General features: G+C 68.9%; 16 protein-coding genes. 4 read left to right on the top strand and 12 right to left on the bottom strand.

Translation table 11 applies throughout. The annotated features are described in order from the left end of the window. Window positions 1-18: 18 nt before the first annotated feature. Both EV646_RS25735 and lepA read right to left on the bottom strand, forming a co-directional pair. Window positions 19-930, bottom strand: a complete 912-nt coding sequence (locus EV646_RS25735) for an aminoglycoside phosphotransferase family protein (RefSeq protein WP_132152843.1) — start codon at window positions 928-930, stop codon at window positions 19-21. Continuing rightward, complete coding sequence (gene lepA, locus EV646_RS25730) at window positions 930-2,816, bottom strand: translation elongation factor 4 (protein ID WP_199237190.1); 1,887 nt, start codon at window positions 2,814-2,816, stop codon at window positions 930-932. Before lepA ends, EV646_RS25735 begins: the two co-directional genes overlap by 1 nt. 117 nt (window positions 2,817-2,933) lie before the next feature. On the opposite strand from lepA, the gene EV646_RS25725 reads away from it, so the two are divergent. After that, the gene (locus tag EV646_RS25725) at window positions 2,934-3,830 is read left to right on the top strand and encodes a protein kinase family protein (RefSeq protein WP_132152842.1); all 897 of its coding nucleotides are present in this window, start codon (window positions 2,934-2,936) and stop codon (window positions 3,828-3,830) included. On the opposite strand, the gene EV646_RS25720 is transcribed toward EV646_RS25725, so the two are convergent. Further along, a complete protein-coding gene (locus EV646_RS25720; protein WP_132152840.1) occupies window positions 3,827-6,802 on the bottom strand; it encodes a S8 family serine peptidase in 2,976 nt (991 codons plus the stop codon). The two genes, EV646_RS25725 and EV646_RS25720, sit on opposite strands and share 4 nt — an antisense overlap. A gap of 266 nt (window positions 6,803-7,068) precedes the next feature. Here EV646_RS25720 and rpsT point away from each other — a divergent pair, with 266 nt between their 5' ends. Next, complete coding sequence (rpsT, locus tag EV646_RS25715) at window positions 7,069-7,329, top strand: 30S ribosomal protein S20 (RefSeq protein ID WP_132152838.1); 261 nt, start codon at window positions 7,069-7,071, stop codon at window positions 7,327-7,329. Between the two features lie 104 nt (window positions 7,330-7,433). On the opposite strand, the gene holA is transcribed toward rpsT, so the two are convergent. The 3 genes from holA to EV646_RS25700 form a co-directional block, all read right to left on the bottom strand. After that, window positions 7,434-8,417 carry a DNA polymerase III subunit delta gene (gene holA, locus EV646_RS25710; RefSeq protein ID WP_132152836.1) on the bottom strand — a complete coding sequence of 328 codons (984 nt, stop codon included), beginning with the start codon at window positions 8,415-8,417 and terminating at the stop codon, window positions 7,434-7,436. Window positions 8,418-8,491: 74 nt separating this feature from the next. Further along, window positions 8,492-9,136, bottom strand: a complete 645-nt coding sequence (locus EV646_RS25705) for a response regulator (RefSeq protein ID WP_132152834.1) — start codon at window positions 9,134-9,136, stop codon at window positions 8,492-8,494. Continuing rightward, a complete protein-coding gene (locus tag EV646_RS25700) occupies window positions 9,133-11,082 on the bottom strand; it encodes a sensor histidine kinase (protein WP_132152832.1) in 1,950 nt (649 codons plus the stop codon). The genes EV646_RS25705 and EV646_RS25700 overlap by 4 nt, the downstream gene beginning before the upstream one ends. 150 nt (window positions 11,083-11,232) lie before the next feature. On the opposite strand from EV646_RS25700, the gene EV646_RS25695 reads away from it, so the two are divergent. Further along, the gene (locus tag EV646_RS25695; RefSeq protein ID WP_132152830.1) at window positions 11,233-11,628 is read left to right on the top strand and encodes a hypothetical protein; all 396 of its coding nucleotides are present in this window, start codon (window positions 11,233-11,235) and stop codon (window positions 11,626-11,628) included. Between the two features lie 123 nt (window positions 11,629-11,751). Here EV646_RS25695 and EV646_RS25690 read toward each other — a convergent pair whose 3' ends face one another. The 3 genes from EV646_RS25690 to EV646_RS25675 form a co-directional block, all read right to left on the bottom strand. Beyond that, a complete protein-coding gene (locus EV646_RS25690; RefSeq protein WP_241996320.1) occupies window positions 11,752-14,442 on the bottom strand; it encodes a ComEC/Rec2 family competence protein in 2,691 nt (896 codons plus the stop codon). Next, window positions 14,429-15,304, bottom strand: coding sequence for a ComEA family DNA-binding protein (locus EV646_RS25680; RefSeq protein ID WP_241996319.1), 876 nt, complete (start codon window positions 15,302-15,304; stop codon window positions 14,429-14,431). Before EV646_RS25680 ends, EV646_RS25690 begins: the two co-directional genes overlap by 14 nt. Window positions 15,305-15,649: 345 nt before the next feature. Continuing rightward, on the bottom strand, window positions 15,650-16,492 hold the full coding sequence (locus EV646_RS25675; protein WP_132152826.1) for a DegV family protein: 843 nt from the start codon (window positions 16,490-16,492) through the stop codon (window positions 15,650-15,652). A 53-nt stretch (window positions 16,493-16,545) separates the two neighbouring features. Here EV646_RS25675 and EV646_RS25670 point away from each other — a divergent pair, with 53 nt between their 5' ends. Continuing rightward, window positions 16,546-17,064, top strand: a complete 519-nt coding sequence (locus EV646_RS25670) for a pyridoxamine 5'-phosphate oxidase family protein (RefSeq protein ID WP_132152824.1) — start codon at window positions 16,546-16,548, stop codon at window positions 17,062-17,064. A gap of 641 nt (window positions 17,065-17,705) precedes the next feature. Here EV646_RS25670 and EV646_RS25665 read toward each other — a convergent pair. The 3 genes from EV646_RS25665 to EV646_RS25655 form a co-directional block, all read right to left on the bottom strand. Then, window positions 17,706-20,267, bottom strand: coding sequence for an ATP-binding protein (locus EV646_RS25665; protein WP_132152822.1), 2,562 nt, complete (start codon window positions 20,265-20,267; stop codon window positions 17,706-17,708). Between the two features lie 170 nt (window positions 20,268-20,437). Next, the gene (locus tag EV646_RS25660) at window positions 20,438-20,644 is read right to left on the bottom strand and encodes a hypothetical protein (protein ID WP_132152820.1); all 207 of its coding nucleotides are present in this window, start codon (window positions 20,642-20,644) and stop codon (window positions 20,438-20,440) included. Window positions 20,645-20,745: 101 nt separating this feature from the next. Then, window positions 20,746-21,165 (bottom strand): secondary thiamine-phosphate synthase enzyme YjbQ, encoded by a 420-nt coding sequence (locus EV646_RS25655; protein WP_132152818.1) that lies wholly within the window; start codon window positions 21,163-21,165, stop codon window positions 20,746-20,748. Window positions 21,166-21,175: the final 10 nt, after the last annotated feature.

Genomic DNA, 21,175 nt, shown 5'->3' with positions numbered 1-21,175 from the left:
CGGGAGTCAGCCACCGATTTAATCCTGGATGGCCTTCACGATGGCGATGTTGCGAGTCAGCCAGTCCTGCGGCAGCGTCTCGTCGGAATCGGTGCTCTCGAGGGTCCAGAGGACGTTGAGCATCTGGCGGACGATGACCCAGTCGCGGGCGCGGTCCTCGTCCAGTTCGGCGGCGTCGATCGCGGCGTAGAAGCGTTGCCGGACCGCGAACCGAAGGTCGCCGGAGGCAACGACCTCGTCCCAGCGGTTCCAGATCAGCGGCGCGACCTCGTAGTGCGGGTCGCCGGACAGCGGCTTCGGGTCGATCACCAGCCAGGGTTCGCGGACACCCGCGAGGACGTTGAAATAGTGCAGGTCGGTGTGGATCAGCTTGCCGTCGCAGGCCGGTTCGGTGCTGAAGTCCTCGGCGAGTGAGATCGCCTGCTCGACGTACCGGTGCGGGACCGGCGCCGAGGCGGGTAGTTGCCTCAGGCGCTCAACCCAGCGCTTGAGCTCACCCGACAACGTCCGGTACTGCGGACCGGCCGGGATGTGCAACCGCTTGTACGTCGCTCCGACGATCTCGCAGGCGTCGACAGCATCGATCGTGGTCAGGTCGCGCGGTTCCAACCGCTCGAGCAGCAAGGCGAAGCGGCGTGGATCCGCCCGCAGCAGCTGGACCGCGCCGTTCCCACCCCAGTCGCGGAGCGCCAGATGCTCGGTCTCCGCCTCCCAGTGCGGGAACTGCACCTTGAGCATCGCCGGCTGCCCATCGGCCGTCGTCACCGGCACGACCAGCGCACAGTTCCCGTACGACGTACTGCCGTCGACCCGCAGCTCCCACTCGTCGAGCAGCTCGCGGGTCAGCCGCGGCAGCCGATCCAGCCAGTCGGCCCAGTCCTGCCCGCGGGATGCGACCGCCCGGAAGTCCGCTGGGATCTCGACCGGCACTACTTCTTGGCCTTCTCCGCGTTGTCGGTCGTGCGCAGGGCGGCGATGAAGGCCTCTTGCGGGACCTCGACCCGGCCGACCATCTTCATCCGCTTCTTGCCTTCCTTCTGCTTCTCGAGCAGCTTGCGCTTCCGGGTGATGTCACCGCCGTAGCACTTGGCCAGCACGTCCTTGCGGATGGCGCGAATCGACTCGCGGGCGATGATGCGGGACCCGATCGCGGCCTGGATCGGCACCTCGAACTGCTGCCTCGGGATCAGTTCCTTCAGCTTGCCGGCCAGCGCGACGCCGTACGCGTAGGCGTTGTCGCGGTGCACGATCGCCGAGAACGCGTCGACCTGCTCGCCCTGCAGCAGGATGTCCACCTTGACCAGCGCGGCGGCCTGCTCACCGGTCGGCTCGTAGTCGAGCGACGCGTAGCCCTTGGTCTTGGACTTCAGCTGGTCGAAGAAGTCGAAAACGATCTCTGCCAGCGGCAGCGTGTAGCGGAGCTCGACGCGGTCCTCGGACAGGTACTCCATGCCACCCAGGCTGCCGCGCTTGGTCTGGCACAGCTCCATGATCACGCCGATGTAGTCCTTCGGGCTGAGGATCGTCGCCTTCACCACCGGCTCGTAGATCTCGGCGATCTTGCCCTCGGGAAACTCGCTCGGGTTGGTGACGACGTGCTCCTTGCCGTCCTCCATCTCGACCCGGTAGACCACGTTCGGCGCGGTCGAGATCAGGTCCAGGTCGAACTCGCGCTCGAGCCGCTCCCGGACGATCTCCATGTGCAGCAGGCCGAGGAAGCCGCAGCGGAACCCGAACCCGAGCGCACCCGAGGTCTCCGGCTCGTACTGCAATGCCGCGTCGTTCAGCTGCAGGCGCTCCAGCGCGTCACGCAGCGTCGGGTAGTCGTCGCCGTCGATCGGGAACAGCCCGGAGTACACCATCGGCTGGGGATGCTTGTAGCCGCCGAGCGGCTCGGTCGCGCCGTGCACGGCCGCGGTGACGGTGTCACCGACCCGCGACTGGCGGACGTCCTTCACCCCGGTGATCAGGTAGCCGACCTCGCCGACCCCGATACTCGGCGACTTCATCGGCTCCGGCGAGATGACACCGACCTCGAGCATCTCGTGGACCGCGCCGGTCGACATCATCTTGATCCGGTCCCGGTGGGTCAGCTCGCCGTCGACCACCCGGACGTAGGTGACCACGCCGCGGTAGGTGTCGTAGACGGAGTCGAAGATCAGCGCTCGCGGCGGCGCGTCCTTGACGCCCTTCGGCGGCTCGACCTGGGCGACGATCTCGCTGAGCAGGTCCTCGACGCCCTCGCCGGTCTTGGCCGACACCTTGAGTACGTCGGAGGGGTCGCAGCCGATGATGTGGGCCAGCTCGGCGGCGTACTTCTCCGGCTGCGCGCTGGGCAGGTCGATCTTGTTCAGCACCGGGATGATGTGCAGGTCCGCGTTCAGCGCGAGGTACAGGTTCGCCAGCGTCTGCGCCTCGATCCCCTGCGCGGCGTCCACCAGCAGTACGGCGCCCTCACACGCCTCCAGCGACCGCGACACCTCGTAGGTGAAGTCGACGTGACCGGGGGTGTCGATCATGTTCAGGATGTACGTCGTACCGTCCGGGGCCAGCAGGCCACCCGGGCTGTCCGGGCCGGGCGTGAACGGCAGCCGGACCGCCTGCGACTTGATCGTGATCCCGCGTTCGCGCTCGATGTCCATCCGGTCCAGGTACTGCGCCCGCATCGAGCGGTCGTCGACCACCCCGGTGATCTGCAGCATCCGGTCGGCCAGCGTCGACTTGCCGTGGTCGATGTGGGCGATGATGCAGAAGTTCCGGATCAGCGACGGGTCGGTGCGACCCGGCTGCGGCACATTCTTGGGGCCAACGGGCACGGAGGGATCCAGTTCTGGTCTCGATCTTGCTGGTCAACCGGTCAATCATCCCATGCGGGACCAGCGGATTTGAAAATCACCGGCGGCCGCCGGGCTATGCACCTACCGTAGTGACGCATGGCGCACGCTGCTGGGGTCCGGTTGCCCTTCGAAGAGGTGCCCGCCGGGGTGCGGGCATGGGTGGAAGGCGCACTGGGGTCGGTGGTGGTCTCCGCCACGACCCAGCAGGGCGGCTTCTCCCCCGGCGTCGCCGCCCGCCTGGTGACCGCCTCCGGCCGCCGGGCCTTCGTGAAAGCCGTCGGTACGTCGCTCAACCCGAAGACCCCTTCGCTGTTCCGCCAGGAGATCACCGCAGTGCAGGCGATCGGCCAGCTGCCGTCAGCCCCGGTGCTGTATGACGTTTACGACCACGGCGACTGGGTCGCGCTGCTGTTCGAGGACATCGAGGGGCGGCTGCCTGACCACCCCTGGGTGCAGGAGGACGCCGTACGGGTGCTGGAGGCTCTGGAGGAGCTGACCTCCGCTTTGGACCCGTCGCCGTGGCCGGAGGCGCCGGTTGCCGCCGTACGGAGTGGAGAGTTCCTGAGCCGGTGGGACAACGTGATCGCGGACGGGCTCGACGTACCCGAGTGGGCGGCTGGGCGTGAGGAGGAGCTGGCTTCGCTGGCTCGGACCGGGCTGCGGGCGCTGGCGGAGGGAAAGGCGCTGGCGCACTGGGATCTGCGGGCGGACAACATCATCCTGACCGAGCAGCGGGTGGTGTTCATCGACTGGGCGCACCCGGCGCTGGCGCCGCGCTGGGCTGACACGGTGATCCTGCACGCGGACATGCGCGAGTCGGTGCGGTTGCCGGAGCTGCCTGGCGACGAGGCGATCACCGGCTTCATCGCCGCCATCGCGGGCGGCCTCTGGTGGGGCGCGGCTCAGCCGGCCCCACCTGGCCTACCGACAATCCGTGCCTGGCAGCGCCGGCACGCTTTGGTTCATCTGGACTGGGTGCGGGAGCGGCTTTAGCTGTCTACCCGGACCACTGTGGAGCCGGAGCCGTCCGCACCGTCGGAGTAGTGCAGCCAGCCCAGGTACCGCGTGCCGGCGGTCAGGCCGGTCCACTCCGCCGTGACACTCGTCTGCCCGGCTACCTGGACCTGCTGTGCAGCTGGAGAGACGGTGAGGTTGCCCTCGTCGGCCTGCAGCTCCCAGTGGTTGAGCTTGACCGTCTGCTCCTTCGCCCCGGCAAACAGGTCGACGTACACGTCGTACGAGCCTCCGGCCGGCGCGGGGAGGTTGACCTCCTCCTCGGCTGAGCCTCCGGTGCTGCTGCCGAGCAGAGTCGTCGTGCCTGCCTTGTAGACGAACACATCGAGGTCGGTGCCCGCTGGGTAGTCCGCGTCGAACGTGGAGAACCGGGCGTACTTCACCCCGGCCTGGACTGGGACCGTGAACTTGGCGACGTGGTCGTTGGCCTGCGGGTTCGCCGTTGGGAACGCCACGCCGCCCGGGTTCTTCAGCGCAGCCTCACCGACGTCCGCCTTCGTCAGACCGACCGCGGTGGTGTTGAGCGTGCCGGTGTACCCAGCCGTGATCGGCACCTGCACCGATCCGCTGGTGCCGGTCCCATTCACCTGTTCGGGCGCTTTGACCGTCAACGGCTTGATCGCCAGCGTGCTGGTGACGGAGTGTTCGTTCGACTTCCAGGTGAGCTTGCCGAACGAGTACTGCTCCAGCGGAGCGCCGTCGTTCTCGAAGGTGACCTTGTACGTCGCCGTGCGGCCGGGCAGCGTGACCAGGAGTTTCGGCGACACGGTCACCTTGAACCCGGTCAGCCCCTCGACCTTCGGGAAGTAGATCTCCGGCAGGTCGCCGACGTTCTTCACGGTCCGGGTGACCGTCTGCTTGCCGGCCAGGTCGCCTACCGCGATGGTCGGGTAGTTGAGGTCGCTCGGGTCGATCTTGCCGTTCGCACACAGCTCGTGCGTCGACGGCACCTGACCGGACCCGCAGACGAACTTGGCCCAGTCGTCGTACGACGAGTCGTAGACCAGACCCGGGTCCATAGCCTTCTTCGGCTGCACCAGGCCGGCGCCGTACCCGAACGGCGATCCCGGCGAACCAGAGTCGTTCTGGATCGGCTTGCCGCTGGTGTCCTTGTCGGTGCCGGTGGTGAGCAGGGCGGACTTGATCGCCATCGGGGACCAGTCCGGGTGCCTGCCCTTCAGCACTGCTGCGGCGCCGGCGATGTGCGGCGACGCCATCGACGTACCGCTGAGGAAGGCGTACTCACCGCCGGCCGCGCTGAACGCGGTCGTCGCGGCCAGGACGTTCGTGCCTGGCGCCATGATGTCGGGTTTGAGCAGGTCGCCGTTGCCGGCCAGCGACGGGCCACGACTGGAGGAGCTGGCGACCTTTGGTGCGGTCACGCGGACCGGCGTACCAGGGCTGATGGTGGCGGTCGGGTTCGTGGTGCTGCCGACGTACGCCTTGATCTCCGGCGCGGCCTTCTCGTCGAGGTGGACGGTCGGGACCGAGTGAAGGTCGGCGTCGAGCGTGCCCGGGGTCAGGTTGACCAGGATCATGCCGATGCCGCCGGCGTTCTTCACCTGCAGGCTCTTGTCCACGCGGGCGTTGACGCCACGGTCGCAGACGACGATCTTGCCGGAGACCTTGGCCGGGTCGAGCGTGTTCGCCTGGCACAGGTTCGGGTTGGTGTTGGGCAGACCGGCGTCCTTGGCGAGGATCACCGGGGCGTTCGGCGTACCGGCTCCGATACCGGAGCCGGTGTAGGTCTTGCCGTTGCCCAGGGTCACGGTGGTCTGGATGTCGCGGTCATGGGTGCCGTTGGCAACCGTCGTCACCCAGGGGTAGTTCTTGCCGACCGTACTGACGCCCGGACCGGTGTTGCCGGCGCTGGTCGAGACGAACACCCCCGCCTTGGCGGCCCGCAGGAAGGCCAGGCCGGTGGCGTTCACGAAGGTCGAGCCGGAACCGGAGATCGAGTAGTTGATCACGTCCACGCCATCGGCGACCGCGGCGTCGATACCGGCCACGATGTCGGCGTCCGTACCGCTGCCGCCACCGGCCTGGTCAACCGACCACAGCACCTTGTAGATCGCGAGGCGGGCGTGCGGTGCGATGCCGGAGCCCTTGCCGTAGTCCCGGCCGAGCACGCTCATGTCGACGCCGTAGTTGCCGGCCGCCGTACTCGCGGTGTGCGTGCCGTGGCCGCCGTAGTCGCGAGGGGACTTGAACTCCTCCGGGATCGGGCGGGTGCCGATGCCCTTGTTGAAGTACCGAGCGCCGATGACCTTGTTGTTGCAGGTCACCGGGCCGGTCTCGCCGGTCTGGCAGGTGCCCTTCCACTTCTTGGCGACGATCGCGTCGGACTGCTTGGTGGTCTCCATCGGCGCGAAGCTGGCGCGCTCCGGGACGAAGCCGGTGTCGATCATGCCGATGATGACGCCGTCGCCGGCCTTGTCGACCCCACCCGCCTGCTGCCATGCACCGCCCTTGCCGGACAGGCCGAGGAACCGCGGCGTGTCGACGGTGTCCTGGTGCTGGATCTCACTGGGCTCGACGCTTCTCACCCCGGACGACTTGGCCAGCTTGACGGCGTCGTCGTACGACATCTGCGCGGAGAATCCGGCGTAGGTGTAGCTGTAGTCGTAGAGCTTCTTGACTTTGGGGAGTGCGCTGAGCAGCTCGTCGCGCTCGTTGGTGAGGTGCTGGACGTACTCCACGACCTGGCTGGCGGTCTTGACCAGCTTGCTGCCGGGGAGGACGCGAGTGGCGGGCAGGCCGGCGATGTCACCGTCGTACTCGGTCACCGGCGCATCGTCGAGCTGGACGATGTAGTCGCCGGTTTCGGACCGCTTCACCAGTGGATCGGCTGCGGGGGTCTCGTTGGCCTGGACCGTGCGGGCGGCGAAGGGGAGGCCGACCAGGGATGCGACGAGCGCGGTCGCGACAATGATCGGCGTACGGCGTGACACTGAGTTCCTCCAGGGCTGGGACGGCGGCGATGGTGGAGCTTTGCTCTGTGACGGTGCTCGGCGTCACGCGGGCCCGAGTATGCCGTCGGCCGGGACTGATGTCACGCTCAGCCGGTTGAAATCCGCCGCCGAGTCCGGCTGGCCCGGTTTGGTTCTGAGCGGGGCTTGTTGGTAATCTGGCTCTTCGCGCACCCACGGGTGGTAGTCAGCCGTGCGCGCGACACCTTTCCTGTACTGACCAACACACCTGATCGAGGCTCTGCTCCGTGGCGAACATCAAGTCCCAGATCAAGCGCAACCGCCAGAACGAGGCTGCGCGACTTCGCAACAAGTCGGTGAAGTCGACCCTCAAGACGGCCGTTCGCCGCTTCCGCGAGGCCGCCGAGGCCGGCGACACCGCGAAGGCGCAGGAGCAGGCCCGCGTGGCCGGCCGTCTGCTCGACAAGGCTGCCAGCAAGGGCGTCATCCACGCCAACCAGGCCGCCAACCGGAAGTCGTCCATCTTCAAGAAGGCCGCCTCCCTCTAAGGCACCGCCAAACGATCGGCCACCCCTTCTGGGCCGGCCGATCGTTTTTGCGTCCCCAAAACCCGGCTGTTTCGTCTGTTCGCGAGCCTCTGCGTCGTACTGGCTCAGCGGCGGCCGTGGGATCGGCTGACGGTGATGACCATGCGTTCCAGGGCATAGCCGGCGTCGCCGGAGGCGCCTTTGACGTCGGCGTCGGCTTGGGCGACTGCCTTGATGGCGGCAGCGAGTCCGCCGGGCGTCCAGCCGCGGGCCTGCTGCTTCAGTTGCTTGAGCTTCCACGGCGGTACGCCGACCTCCCGCGCCAGATCGGCCTCGCGCAGCCCGCTCGGGGCGCTGGAGTACTTCGCCAGCCCGCGCAAACCACCCGCCATCGCGCTCGTCACCAGCACCGGCGCGACTCCACAGTCCAGCGCCCACCGCAGCTGCTCCAGTGCCGGCTCGGTCCGCCCCGCGATCGCCGCATCCGCCACCGCGAAACTCGTCACCTCCGCCCGCCCACCGAAGTACTGACCGATGAGCTCCGCCGTGACCGCCTGACCGCCCGAATCCGACACCAGCTGGGAACACGCTCCCGCCAGCGCCCGCAGGTCATGCCCGACCGCGTCGACCAGCGCCGACGCCGCCCCCTCGTCCACACTCCCGCCGTGCAACCGGATCTCCCCGGCCACGAACTGCGGCAACTCCCACGTCTTCGGCGCGGTCGCGACCACCTCGGTGACCGATGCCTTCCGCAACTTGTCGAGGACCGCCTTGCCCTTCTGCCCGCCCGAGTGCACCAGCACGACCAGTACGTCGTCCGACGGTGCGCCCGCGTAGTCGAGCAAATTCGGCACCATGTCCGCCGGGAGGTCCTGCAGCGACCGCAGCACGAGCACTCGCTCACTCGCGAACAGCGACGGCCCGGTCAGCTCCGCGAACACCCCCACGTCCAGCGTGGTCGCCTCGACCTCGGTCACCTCGACCTCGGCGCTGCCCTTCGACACCGCCGCGATCGCAGACTTCACCGCCCGATCCGCCAAGAACGCCTCGGCCCCGGTCACCAGCAACACGTCACCGAGCTTCGGCGCAGTACCCCTACGAACAGCCACGCCCGCCAGCATCCCACGCCCCACCGACAATCCAGCCCAACGGGTGCTGCAGGCCGAGCAGCCCGGCCGCCGGATCAGTGGCCGAGGCCGGCGTCGCGGGCTCGGGCTACTGCTTCGGCGCGGCCGGCGACGTGCAGCTTCGCGAAGACGTTCGAGACATGGTTGCGGACGGTCTTGTCGGTGACCACGAGCTGCCGTGCGATCGCCGCGTTGGTCAGCCCCCGGGCCACCAGGTCGAGCACCTCGCGCTCCCGGTCGGTCAGTTCCGGGAAGGGAGCGACCCCGGACCCAGCTCGCCCGGCCGCGAAGTACGAGATCACCCGGCCTGCGATGGCGGACGAGAACACGACTTCGCCGTGCGCGACTCCGTCCAGTGCCCGGCCGATCTCGGCGCGATCGGCGCCTTTGAGCAGGTAACCCCTGGCGCCGGCCCGGATCGCCGCGAACACCGACTCGTCGTTCTCCAGCATCGTCAGCACCAGCACCGCGACCGCCGGATGCCTCCCGGTCACCTCCCGGGTCGCCTCGACGCCGTTCATCACCGGCATGTGCAGGTCCATCACCACAACGTCCGGAACCAGTTCATCCGCCAGCCGTACCGCCTCCGCACCATCGGCCGCCTCCCCCACGACCTCCTTCTCAGGCATGGTGGAGATCGCAGTCACGAGCCCCTCCCGGTAAAGCGGGTGATCATCGACCACGAGCACACGCACCGTCATAGCGCTCCCCTCGGCAGTACGGCGATCACGCGCGTACCGTCAGGCCCTGAGTCGATCGTCAGCTGCCCGCCGAGCTCTTCGGCGCGCTCCCTCATCGACGACGTACCCACCCCGGGCGTCAACCGGTCCGGCAGCCCGCTGCCGTCGTCCACGACCTCGACCCGGAGGCAGCCGTCCAGCTCCTGAACTCGTACGGCGACGCTGCTGGCCCCAGCGTGCCTGACCGCGTTGCCTGTCGCCTCACCTGCGATGTGGTACGCGGCAACCTCAACCGCTGCAGGCAGTCCGGCGACCTCATCGGCCAGCACGCGCACAGTGGTCGTACCAGTGGACAGTCGGTCACCGAGTTCGCGGACCGCGGCGGCCAAGCCCAGCTCGTCCAGCATCGGCGGCCGCAGCTCGTGCACCATCGCGCGTACGTCGGCAACCGCAGCATTGAGCCGGGGAACCAGCCGGTCGAGCAACCGCCGGGCCGCGTCCGGGTCGTCCGGCGCGATGTCACGCGCGGTCTCGACATGGAGAGCGAGCGCCGCCAGCGACGGACCGACGCCGTCGTGCAGGTCCCGCCGGAGGCGCCGGCGCTCCTCCTCCCGGGCGACGACCACCGCCTCGCGTGAGCGCTGCGACTCCCGCGCGAGCAGCACAGTGTGCGCCGCCACCGCGGCCTGCGCCGCAAGCTGGTCCAGAGCTCGCACCTCGTGGTCATCGAACTCGGCTGATCGTGCAACTGTGAGCCGCCCGAAGCGCTCACCGGCGTACTCGAGCTCGACAGTCAAGCTCCGGCCCACCGGACCATCGCCGTACGACGTCACGAGCCCGTCCCGGAGCTGGATCGTCGCCTGCTGGGCCCGCAGCGACCTTGCCACCTGCTCGACCACCGAGGGCAGCACTCGCTCCGAGAGGTCGTCAGGCGTGGTCGCAGCGGCGAGCCGGTCCCCGAGTCTTGCCAGTACCGCGTACGGCTCGTCGACATCACCATGGACGAGCCTGTTGACGTGCCGCTGCAGCCAGGAGCGGAGTGGCAGCGCGACCAAGGCGACGGCGGTGGTGGCGAGGATGGGTGCGCCGGTGGTCGCTCCCAGGCGATCGCCGACCAGCCAGACCGTGACGGCGTACAAGGCGATGACCAGCGCAGACAGGCCGGCATACACGAGGACTCGGGAGATGACGACGTCGACGTCCCACAGGCCGTAGCGCATGACGGCGAAGCCGATCGCCAACGGCAACGGCAGCATGGCGAGCGCTGCGACGACGCCTGCGGCACCACCGGGCAGGAGTCGTGCGAAGCCGAACAGTACGACGGTGCACGCATAGCCGACCAGCACCCACTTCAGCTGCTGTCGCTCGACGTCAACGACCCGCCGCCATCGCATGACCAGCGACGCGAACCCAGCGAGGACAGCCGCTACGAGCAGAACCCCGGCTGCATTGCCTATGACCGGCTGTGCCACGGCTGCCACACCCACTGGGTTCGTCTCGCCCCGTAGAGCCTCAGGGAAGTCCTGCGACTCGTACGGCGTCAGCGCCCAGGTGAGTGCGGTGACTACGACGGCAGCGCAGGTGAGCCACAGGACCGGTCGCCACCGTCTGGTAGCGGGACGGCCGTCCGGCAGCAGTAGCGGGAGCAGTGCAGCGATGGCGGCGTAGCCGGGAGCCCACAGCCACGACCCGAGCCAGGTCGCCCAGGAATCTGCAGTGAGCAGACCGAGCTCAGCGCTGAACAAGGCCAGGCCTTGAGTGAGGCCGATCAGCCCGAGCAGCAACCGGATCCAGTTCGCATCGGTGGCCCGAAGGAGCAAGCACGCCAGCCCGTAGGCCACCGACGCAGCCAGCTCCATCAGCCAAAACGACGGCTCACTGGTCCGCCCGGCCGCTGCATTGACGGCATGCAGGCCGGCACCCACCAGCCCCATCAGAACCGCAAGCCCGCCGACGACAACACCCATACCCGCATCATCCCGGCGCCTGGTCCCGCCGTCACGGGACACCAAGTCCCGACCAAGGTCATGACGCACACCCGTCGCCCTCGGGACAGCCCGGCCGCGACCGTGGAGTCACCTCAGCACGTCGCTGGGAACTATCGACAGGAGAGAAACATGACCGCCATCACCCACGCCAGCGCCACCACGACGACTCGGCGGCGGCCTCCCGCGACCGTCATCGCCGCGTCGATCCTCCTCGGCCTCATCGCGGCCGTCGGCGCGTACGGCGCCATCTACTTCACCGGACTCGAGGGGTGGAGCGGACTCGGCCTGAGCTTCGTGGTCTCGTACGAGTTCCTCGCCCTCGGCGGACTGATCGCCGTCATCGCCTTCCTCCGCGGCCACCGCCTCGGCCGCCCCGGCGTGACGGTGTACGCGATCTGGATGACCTACTTCACCCTCTTCAAGCTCATCGCCTTCCAAGAGCTCCAGGCCATCCCCTTCGGCGTCGTCGCCGCGACGGCTCTCGTCCTGATCACGCGCCCGTCGTCCCGCGAATACCGAAACTGACCGCAGCCCGATTTCACTGGCGGCCCGCGTCGTCTCCCGAGTAGCCGCGTGGGCCCTGGGCAGCGAGGCCCGCACCACCGTCCCAACAACCGTCGCCTTCACAACCTCCGCAGGGAACTGACGTCACGGCGGGTGGTGGGTTGTGGTGAGGGTCAGGTGGTTGTTGGGGTTGGTGATGGTCAGAGGGCCGGTGGTGTTGGTGGCGGCGGTCCTGGTGGATTGGTGGGACAGGAGGGCGAGGGTTCTGGGGGCGGGGTGGCCGTAGTCGTTGTCGCGGCCGGCGGAGATGAGGGCTAGGCGGGCGTTGGTGGCGGCGATGAAGGCAGGGTCCTGATAGGCGGAGCCGTGGTGGGGGACTTTGAGGACGTCGGCACGGAGGTCGGCGCCCGAGGCAAGGATTGCGCGCTGCGACTCGGGTTCGAGGTCGCCGGTGAGGAGGATCCGGAGGCCGGCGAGCTCGACCATCATGGTGATGCTCGCGTTGTTCTCGGGCGAACCCTCGTCCGTCGAGGTCGCCGAGGACTTGCCGTCCGCCGGCAACGCAGGTACGCGAGCCGGCCAGAGTGTGGTCCAGCTGAGCGATCCGACCACCCGTTTCTCGTGGTAGCTGACGGTCCGCAGACTGATGCCGTGGTGCGATGCGAGGTCTACGACGCGGCGGTGCTCCGCCGGTGGTGAGGAGTACGGCGTCACCTCGATCTCGTCGACCCGACGCCCATTGAGTACGCCTGCCAGCCCACCGACATGATCCGCGTGGAAGTGACTGAGCACCAGCACCGGGATGTAGTCGACGCCCAGGTCGCGCAAGCAGCGATCCATCGCGGTCGGGTCCGGGCCGGTGTCGACGACAACCGCTGCTCTGTCGCCTGACCGCAGTACCAGACCATCGCCTTGACCCACGTCGCAGACGACGAAGAGCCAGTCGTCGGGCGGCCAGCCGAGTGAGCCGGCCGGACGCAGTACGACGAGCGCAAGCAGGACCACCGCGAGCAGCATCGCGATCGGGCGGGCGAGCAGGCGATGGAGGCCCACGACGAGGGCGAGGCACAGCAACGTCAGGACCACGACGCCGACCACGGTCGCAGGCCAGGCGTTCGCTGCGCCAGGGAGATCCGCACCTTCACGGCCGATGAGGATGATCCAGCGGGCGGGCCAACCGGCGACCCAGCCTACGAGTTGGGCCGCCTCCGTGCTCACCATCGCGACTCCGGCCGCCGCGAAGCCGAGGATCGTCGCCGGCCCGACCGCCGGACCCGCGAGCAGATTGGCGCCGACGGCAACCAATGAGATCTCGCCGGACAGCCAGGCCACGACCGGCGTACACGCGAGTTGCGCGGCCAGCGGGCACGAGATCGCCTCCGCAAGCCACACCGGCAACCACTTGGCGAGCGCGTCCCGCCAGCTTGGGCCGAGCAGCACGATGCCCGCGGTCGCGAGGACGGACAGCGCGAACCCGGCCGACCTCGCGAGCGAGGTGTCGAGGAGCAGTAGGACGATCACCGCGACCGAGAGACTGCGTACGGCGCGCCGGCTCCCACCGCCGCTCGTCATCGCTGCCAATGCGATCAAGCCCATCGCCGCTGCTCGCAGGACGCTGGGCTGAGGTCTGGCGAGGATCACGAACACCACGACGGTCAGCAAGCCGACCACCGTGAGAGCACGCGCGCGTACGCCGATCAGCCGGGCGAGCGGGAGCACGAACGCCAGCAGCAGCGTTAGGTTGGTACCCGAAACCGCCGACAGATGAGTGAGGCCGGTGGTCTTGAAGTCCTCGGTCAGCTCGGCCGGGATCCCGCTCTCGTCGCCCATCACCAGAGCCGGAACCAGTCCGCGTACGTCCTCGGGCTGGCCGGCGACGGATTCGCGCAGGCCCGCACGGACCTGCTCGGCGGCGCGCAGCCACCACGGTGGTTCGTCGACGATCCGTGGTGGTGAGCGGATCGACAGCATCGCCCCGACGTCGGAGCCGGCCTCGACCGCGTCGAGCCGCCCGTTGGCGTTGACGTGCTGGCCGTACCGGACGTCACGCCACTGGCTCGAGCCGATCACGAACACCGGCGTACGCACCCGGGTCACAGTCCCCCGCGCCCGCACCTCCTCGATCGTCGCTTTCACCACCACGTACGGCGGCCGCCGACTGCCCGAACTCCGTCGTACGGACGGATCACCGTCGATCGTCAACCGCACGCCGACCGTGGCACTCTCCGCCGCCAGCCCGCGCACCGGCCCAGCCTGCAAACCCTCCACCTGCAAACCCGCCGCCACAGCCATCCCCGCCACCACAACCAACACCCCAACCACAGCCCACCCCCCAGCACCCCACCGCCGCCCCCACCCGCCCTCCGGCCGCCGCAGGCCGCCGCCCAGTCCCCCGATCGGCTCGCTGCCGACAGGCACGCCCGCGGCCCGTGCCCCGACCAGCTCGTTGCCGACAGGCACGCTGGCGACAGGTTCGGCGGGGGCTGGCTCGTCGACGGCGGGCTCGTCGACGGCGGCTGCCGCTGACCTGCGTAGCGTGACACCCACCAGCACGGCGAGTGTGAGAGCGACTGCGCCGGTGATGACACCCGCGAGCGGGCGTTGCGCGACGAGGAAGACCGCCGTCAGCCAGCCGGCTGCCGCCGGCACCAGCAAGCGCACGTCGAGCGGCTCACCTGGGTTAGCGGGTTCGTCTGCTGGGGTCGAGGGTTCGGCTGCCGAGGCCGCGGAGTCGACCGCTGGGGCCGCGGAGTCGACCGTCGGGGTCGCGGGGTCGGCTGGTGGGGTTGTGGGGACGGCTGCTGGGAGCGTGGGGGTGGGGTCAGATGCGGACATGGGATTTGAGGGATTCGAACTTTTTGGGGCCTACGCCGGGGATCTCCTGGAGTTGGTCGATGGTGGTGAAGGGGCCGTTTTCGGTGCGGTAGTCGAGGATGCGTTGGGCCAGGACCGGGCCGACGCCGGGGAGGGCGTCGAGTTGGGCGAGGGTCGCGGTGTTGAGGTCGACGGGTGTGTTGGTGGATGGGTTGGCTGGGGTTGAGGTGGCTGGACCTGGGCCGGTTGTGGTGGGGGCGGCGGGTAGGCCGACGAGGATTTGTTCGCCGTCGGTGACCTGGCGGGCGAGGTTGAGGGTGGTGAGATCTACGCCGGGGAGCGGGCCGCCTGCGAGGGTGAGTACGTCGGCGACGCGCGAGCCGGTGGGAGCGCGGACCAGGCCGGGGCGGCGGACCTTGCCCGCAACATGAACGACGACGACGGCCTGGGACGGCCCGCCGAGCGATGGCTGTGCGGTGCCGCCAGGCGATGGCTGCGAACTGCCGGGCGATAGCTGAGCAGCGCCTGGCGAGGTGAGGGATCCGCCGGTCGTGGGCTGGGAGACGGGCGCGCCGGTGGTGAGGGTCGACGGGCGGGCGTCTGGCAGGACCTCGGGGCGGGCGCGGAAGACTGACCAGGCGGCCCAGGCCAGGCCGATGGACAGTACGACGGCGAGCACCACGACGTGGCGTGGTGACAGCGTCCAGCGGGCACCACGTAGTCGCTCGGGCCGGACTGATTCGGGAATCCATCCACCTCGCACCTCCTCATCACGCTCCTCCAGGTCCTGACCGGTTTCGCCGTACTTCCCCGCATCCAGGCGCGCGAGCGCACGCAAGCGGTCGCCCGAGTCGGGCGCAGGAGCACGGTGTGTGACCTTCACACCAGAGAAAGTACGAGTCCGCAGACCCGCCCAGACGACGAATCCGAAGCTGTGGAAAACCACCGCAAGCGAGGGTTGCCTACTGACCTGGACGGTTGCCCCCTCAGATTCTCAGAGGGCAACCCTCCACCTGACGGGATAACCCCTGAGGTGGAGGGTTTGCGGCCTGGCCGCGGAGGGGTTTGCGGCCGGGCGGCGGAGGGTTTGCGGCCGGGCGGCGGAGGGGTTGCGGCCGGGCGGCGGTGGGGTTTGCCGCCGGGGCGGCGGAGGGTTTGCGGCCGGGGGGAGTGTGGTGGCGGCGGGGCGGATGCCGGGCGCGGGACTCGTGAGGTGGGTGAGGAGGGGCTAGCGGGGGGCGATGACGACGGCGAGGAGGCCGGGGCCTACGTGGGCGCCGATGACGGCGCCTACTTCGCGGAGGACGATTTCGTCGGCTTGGGGCAGCCGGTTGGCCAGGCCGTCGGCGAGAGTCTGGGCCTTTTCCAGGCTGTCCAGGTGGTGTACGGCGACCTGGACGGGACCGTCGCCGGCGCGCTGGACGGCGATGTCGGCCAGGCGGGCGATCGCGCGGCTCGAGGTGCGGACTTTCTCCAGTGGGACGATCCGGCCGCCGCTGATCGTCAGCAGCGGCTTGACGGCGAGCGCCGTACCGACGAGTGCGCGGGCGGCGCCGATGCGGCCGCCGCGGCGGAGGTACTCGAGCGTGTCCACGTAGAAAAACGCCGAGATCGACGCCATCCGGGCTCGGGCGGCGGCCTCGACCGCCGCCTGGTCCTCCCCTGCGGCGGCTGCGGCGGCCGCGGCCAGGACGGGGAAGCCGAGGCCCATCGCGACCGACCGCGAGTCGATCACGCGCACCGGGATCGGCGACTCCTTCGCCCCGATCATGGCCGCCTCGACCGTCCCGGACATCTCGCCGGAGAGGTGGATGGACACGACCGAATCGGCTCCGGCTGCCGCACAAGCGGCGTACGCCTCGGAGAACGTCTGGGGCGACGGACGGCTGGTCGATACCGGTGTGAACGTCTTGAGCGCCTCCGCGACCGCGTCGGCCGACGTGGCGCCGTCGTCGTACGACGTGCCGCCGATGACGACCTGCACCGGTACGACGGTCAGCGGGTGCCGGAGCACCTCGTGCGCGGACAGGCCAGCCGTGGAGTCGGTGACGACGTGCACGCGGGCTGACATGCAGCGAGGTTACCGGACAGTTTATGTCGGCGCGCGGTGGAAGACTGCGAAAGATGAAGGAGACAGCGGCGGAAGTCAGCGAGTTGCAGGCTCTCCTCGACGCGGCGTACGAGCGCTCGACGGAGCATCTGCGCAACATCATCAAGGGCCCACGCCGGCTGACCGCGGCCGAGCTGGTGCGGGTTCTGACCGGGATGTGCACGATCAACCTCGCCACGGTCACCGCGCGCGGTGAGCCACGGATCAGCGCGGTCGACGGGCACTTCCTGCATGCCCGGTGGGTGTTCACCACGTCTGGCTCGGCTGCGAAGGCGAGGCAGCTCAAGGCGAGACCGGCGGCGAGCATCTCGTACGTCGACGGGGAGCGGATCGGGGTGTTCAGTCACGGCGACGTGGAGTTCCTGACCCCGGAACACGCGGATTTCGCCGAGATCGAGGCACATCTGACCAAGCACTATGGCAGTTCACCGTCCAGCTGGGGCGAGGACATCGTCTACTGCCGCCTGCAGCCCACCTGGATCGTCGGCTACGCCTTCGACAAGACGGCGGTCCTGAAGGACGCGAAAGACTAGCGAGGTGAAGGCCACCCCTCCGGGGCCTTCACCTCGCTGCGGCTGACTTCCCCTGTGAATCAGCCTTTGCCTCACTTGTGCTGACTCCCCCTCGTCGTCAGCAGAGTTCAAGTTCCTCGGTGAGCTACTCCCCGTACCGGTCCCGCGAAGGCCGGCCTGACCGCGAGCTCGCCGAGGTCCCCGGGGAGCCCCAGCATCTGACCCACCGGCGGGTGACCAAGCCCGCCGGTTTCCCCGTGTCAGCAGGACCGGCACTCGTCCCCTGTGTCGTGTGCCCGGTCCAGTGCTGGGACCCCGCCCCGGGTGTGGTGCCCTGACGGCGCACGGCACCCGGTACTGGCAGGACAGATCCGCACGTCGCAGCACTCCGGAGCTCTCGACAGCCGATCGGCGCCCCCACCGTCCGGCCGCCGGATGCCCTCCGCGTCGCCTTTCCAAAGCTCGATGAGTACCCGGGCAGTCTGGTGAGCCATGGCTGCCTCGTCATGGTCACCGCCTCTTTCCCTGCCCGTGATGCCCGAGCCCGGCATCGGTCTCTGCTTCGTGGAACCTGTCCTACGGCTGTAATTCTTCGTCCGGCAGCCATGTCAGGACGAGGCAGAAGACCCGGCAGTTACCCGGCAGCTTCAGCGGGATCGCCGTCACGAAAGGGCAGCGAGTACGTCGTTCGCCAGCCGCTGTACGGCGGCCGCCGGGTCAGGCTCGGGCCACCCATCGGCCACCGACGCACTGGCACACGACTCCTGCAGCACCGACCACGCGGTAGGAAGCATCGGCGGGTCCATAGACCGCTGCCACGCCAGCAACTGCCCGCAGAGCTGGTCACCCTCAGCAGACTTCCCCAGGGCGTGCAGCACGGCCACCGCCTCGGGCAGTACGTCGAGCAGGTACACGACCCGGCCCTCGGCCAGGAGCCGGTTTACCGCGTCACGGATGCACAGCCGTGCCTGATCAAGGTCTCCGGCGTCACGGGCGAGCCGGGACCGGTGGAGCATCACCAGGTAGTCGAAGTACCCACGGTGGCCCCGGATGTCGGCGTCGGCCTCGTCGAGCAGAGCGCGAGCCTCGTCGTACCGGCCGTCGTGGTACTCGACCATGGCCAGGCAGCCGGCCACCTTCGTACGCTCGGGGTCGTCCGACGCCTGGCTGTCCTGGGCCAGTTTCGCCCAGCGCCGTGCCTCGGACAGGTTGCCCAACTCGAGTTCAACCCGGCTGAGCGCCATGTACGCGATCTCGTCCGGGTAGACGCCCGGGTTGACCAGCGCGGCCTGCCAGGCGAGCAGCAGCTCCTTGGCCTCGGGCAGGCGTCCCCAGCGCAGCAGGGCCAGCCCGCAGATCGCCTGGACTGTTGCGGACCGCTGCACGTTCCCGTGCTTACGCGCGTCCTCGACCAGCGCAGGCACCTCCGCCAGGCTCTGCATGTCGAGCAAGTGGGAACCGGAGGACACCCACCCGCCACGAGCGACCAGCCCCATCTCCGTCTCGCCGGGGATGAGTGTGCGCGCCTCACCGTAGTGCCGGCGGGCACCACGGATGTCACCGGTCAGACTGGACAGCCGCCCGGCGATCGCCCGCAGCATGCCGCTGACTTCCTTGTTCTCGACGTTCTCCGCGCACAGCGTCGCCCAGCGGATCCCGCTCTCGGCCACGCTCGCCTGGTACTGCCACGCGATCCGGAAGCCCAGCACGATCTGCGCGGCCACATCCCACTTCTCCAGCGCAGCTGCTCGCTCGAGGGCTACCTCGAAGAGGGCCGAGTTCGCGTGCGCTGCCCGGTAGCGGCGGTCGCGATCCGGTGAGGACCAGGCGCCCTCCAACCCCGAGACGTACGTCGAGCACCACTCGACCGCCCGGTCCTGGAACTCGGTCAGGTCGTCACCCTGCGACGCCAGACCGGCGTACGCGTGCTCCCGGATCGTCTCCAGCAGCTTGTAGCGAGCGCCGTACAGCTGCTCGAACTCCAGCACAGGCTGCAGCAGCGACTTGTCCACCAGCTCGGCTAGCAACATCGGTACGTCGGCGCCGTCGATCGGCTCGCCCGTACACACGCCGGCCACCGCTTCCAGCGTGAACGGCGACCCGAGCACTGACGCGCGATACAGCATCTGCCGCGCGGGGTCCGACAGCGCGTCCACACTCCACGCGATCGTGTCCGCCAGCGTGCGCTGGTGTGGCGCTCCGAACCGCCGCGGCCCGGATAGCAGCCGGAACCGGTCGTCCAGAGCGGCCAGGATCGTCTCCACCGACAGCGACCCGGCCCGCGCGGCCGCCAGCTCCAGCGCGAGCGGCAGCCCGTCCAGCCGACGGCACAGCCTGGCTACGGTCGGAGCGTTCTCCTCGGTCAGCTGGAAGTCAGGCCGCACTCGCGCGACCCGGCGGGAGAACATCTCCACCGCCGGGCTGGCCGCGATCTCCGCGAAGTCCTTGTCGTTCGCCGGCACCTCGAGCACCTGGACCCGGCGGACCACCTCGTCCGGCAGGCCGAGCGGGATCCGCGACGTCACCAGTACGCCGATGCCCGGGAAGCTGCGGACCATCCGGTTCGCCACCGTCGCGACCCCGTCGAGCACGTGCTCGGCGTTGTCCTCGACGATCACCAGGTCCCCCGGCTCGCGACCGGACAGTACGTCGTCCAGGTCCGACGTACCTGGTGCGGTTCCGAACGCGTCGAGAATCGCAGACGGTACGGCGGCATCGCGCTGGACGGTGGTGAGGTCGACGACCACGACTGTGGTGTCAGCACCGGAGAAGCGGTCAGCCGCTGCCAGCGCAAGCTCGGTCTTGCCTACTCCACCCGGGCCGACCAGCGTGACGAGCCTGTTCTGACGCAGTAGGGCCTGCAGCTCCTGCAGCTCCTGCTCGCGACCGACAAGGCCGTCGGGGATCGGGCGCGTGCCGCGCCAGCGCAGACCGGTCGGTGCGGGCGCCGCAACGGAGATGACGGGTCGCACGGTGCCGTGGCCGGCGGCGGCGAGAAAGCGCTCGGCGTCGCCGTCATGGAGCTTCAAACCTGCGGCCAGCAGCCGGACGGAGTCCTTGCGGGGCCGGGCCACTCGGCCGGCCTCCAGCTCACGGATGGTCCGCACGCTGAGTCCGGCGCGATCGGCCAGCTCCTCCTGGGAGAGCCCCGCCTGGACCCTCAAGTCGAGCAGGAGATCGGCAAAACCCCGCCGTCCCTCAGCCCGGCCATCCGTGTCCGACAAAGCCCGTCACCCCTCTTGCAGCCCCACGTTCCCGTCACAACATAGCGTGACAACGGCGCCGGCGCCGGGACGCCCGGTGACGTCTGCTGCGGCGCAGGTCACAGGGGACGGGCAATAAAGGCAACGAGTGTGATTAAGTCTGCAATTACTGAAGGGGCAGAATGCGCGTTTCAAGCCGTCGCGCGAACCGAGGCTGATTCATTTTCACCGGTGTAAAGGGAAAGGACGCCGGCCCAGTCTTCGAGGCGGGCGCTGGTGTCGGCACGGCCGGTGTCGGCATTCAGCAGGCTGCCATCACAAATACCGCGGGTGGCGCGGATCAGAAGTTCGGTGCCTAGCCCCGCCCACTGGGCCCGAAGGTTGTCAAGCGCTGCCATGCGGGCAATTCAACCGGAGCTGTGTTTCGCATGCGTAACGCGACCCGCAACATCGCGATAAGTCACAAGAATTCCGGAACTCGTGGTTACCGGGTGGTCCATTAACCGGGCAGCCAGGAAAGCCGGACCTGCCGGCGCGGATTGTCCACGTTGGTGTCGACCAGACAGATGGACTGCCAGGTGCCGAGCATCATCCGCCCGTCGAGCACCGGGATCGTCGCGGACGGCGGCACGAAGGCGGGCAGCACGTGATCTCGCCCATGGCCAGGAGTGCCGTGCCGGTGCCGCCAGCCGAAGTCCCGCGGCAACACCTCCTCGAGCAAGGCGAGCAGGTCGGTGTCGCTCCCCGCACCGGTCTCCAGGATCGCGATCCCGGCCGTCGCGTGCGGCACGAACACGTGCAGCAGTCCGTCGCCCTGAGCCTGATGGGCCTCAGAGTCGACGAACTGCTCACACTTGCTCGTCAGGTCGAAGACGACCTCGGAACCGCCGGTCTCGACATCGATCAGCTCAGAACGCATCTGAGCAGCC

The sequence above is a fragment of the Kribbella antiqua genome (genome assembly GCF_004345665.1).
Lineage (GTDB): Bacteria > Actinomycetota > Actinomycetes > Propionibacteriales > Kribbellaceae > Kribbella > Kribbella antiqua.
Note: the sequence above shows the minus strand (reverse complement) of the source record. Positions and strands in the feature narration are given on the sequence as shown.

Excerpts from the sequence above, each read along its gene's own strand:
- EV646_RS25655 (WP_132152818.1), bottom strand. The coding sequence starts at position 21,165 with ATGCGTTCTGAGCTGATCGATGTCGAGACCGGCGGTTCCGAGGTCGTC.
- EV646_RS25700 (WP_132152832.1), bottom strand. The coding sequence starts at position 11,082 with ATGGGTGTTGTCGTCGGCGGGCTTGCGGTTCTGATGGGGCTGGTGGGT.
- EV646_RS25695 (WP_132152830.1), top strand. The coding sequence starts at position 11,233 with ATGACCGCCATCACCCACGCCAGCGCCACCACGACGACTCGGCGGCGG.
- EV646_RS25725 (WP_132152842.1), top strand. The coding sequence starts at position 2,934 with ATGGCGCACGCTGCTGGGGTCCGGTTGCCCTTCGAAGAGGTGCCCGCC.
- EV646_RS25705 (WP_132152834.1), bottom strand. The coding sequence starts at position 9,136 with ATGACGGTGCGTGTGCTCGTGGTCGATGATCACCCGCTTTACCGGGAG.
- EV646_RS25660 (WP_132152820.1), bottom strand. The coding sequence starts at position 20,644 with ATGGCAGCGCTTGACAACCTTCGGGCCCAGTGGGCGGGGCTAGGCACC.
- EV646_RS25690 (WP_241996320.1), bottom strand. The coding sequence starts at position 14,442 with ATGTCCGCATCTGACCCCACCCCCACGCTCCCAGCAGCCGTCCCCACA.
- EV646_RS25675 (WP_132152826.1), bottom strand. The coding sequence starts at position 16,492 with ATGTCAGCCCGCGTGCACGTCGTCACCGACTCCACGGCTGGCCTGTCC.
- EV646_RS25670 (WP_132152824.1), top strand. The coding sequence starts at position 16,546 with ATGAAGGAGACAGCGGCGGAAGTCAGCGAGTTGCAGGCTCTCCTCGAC.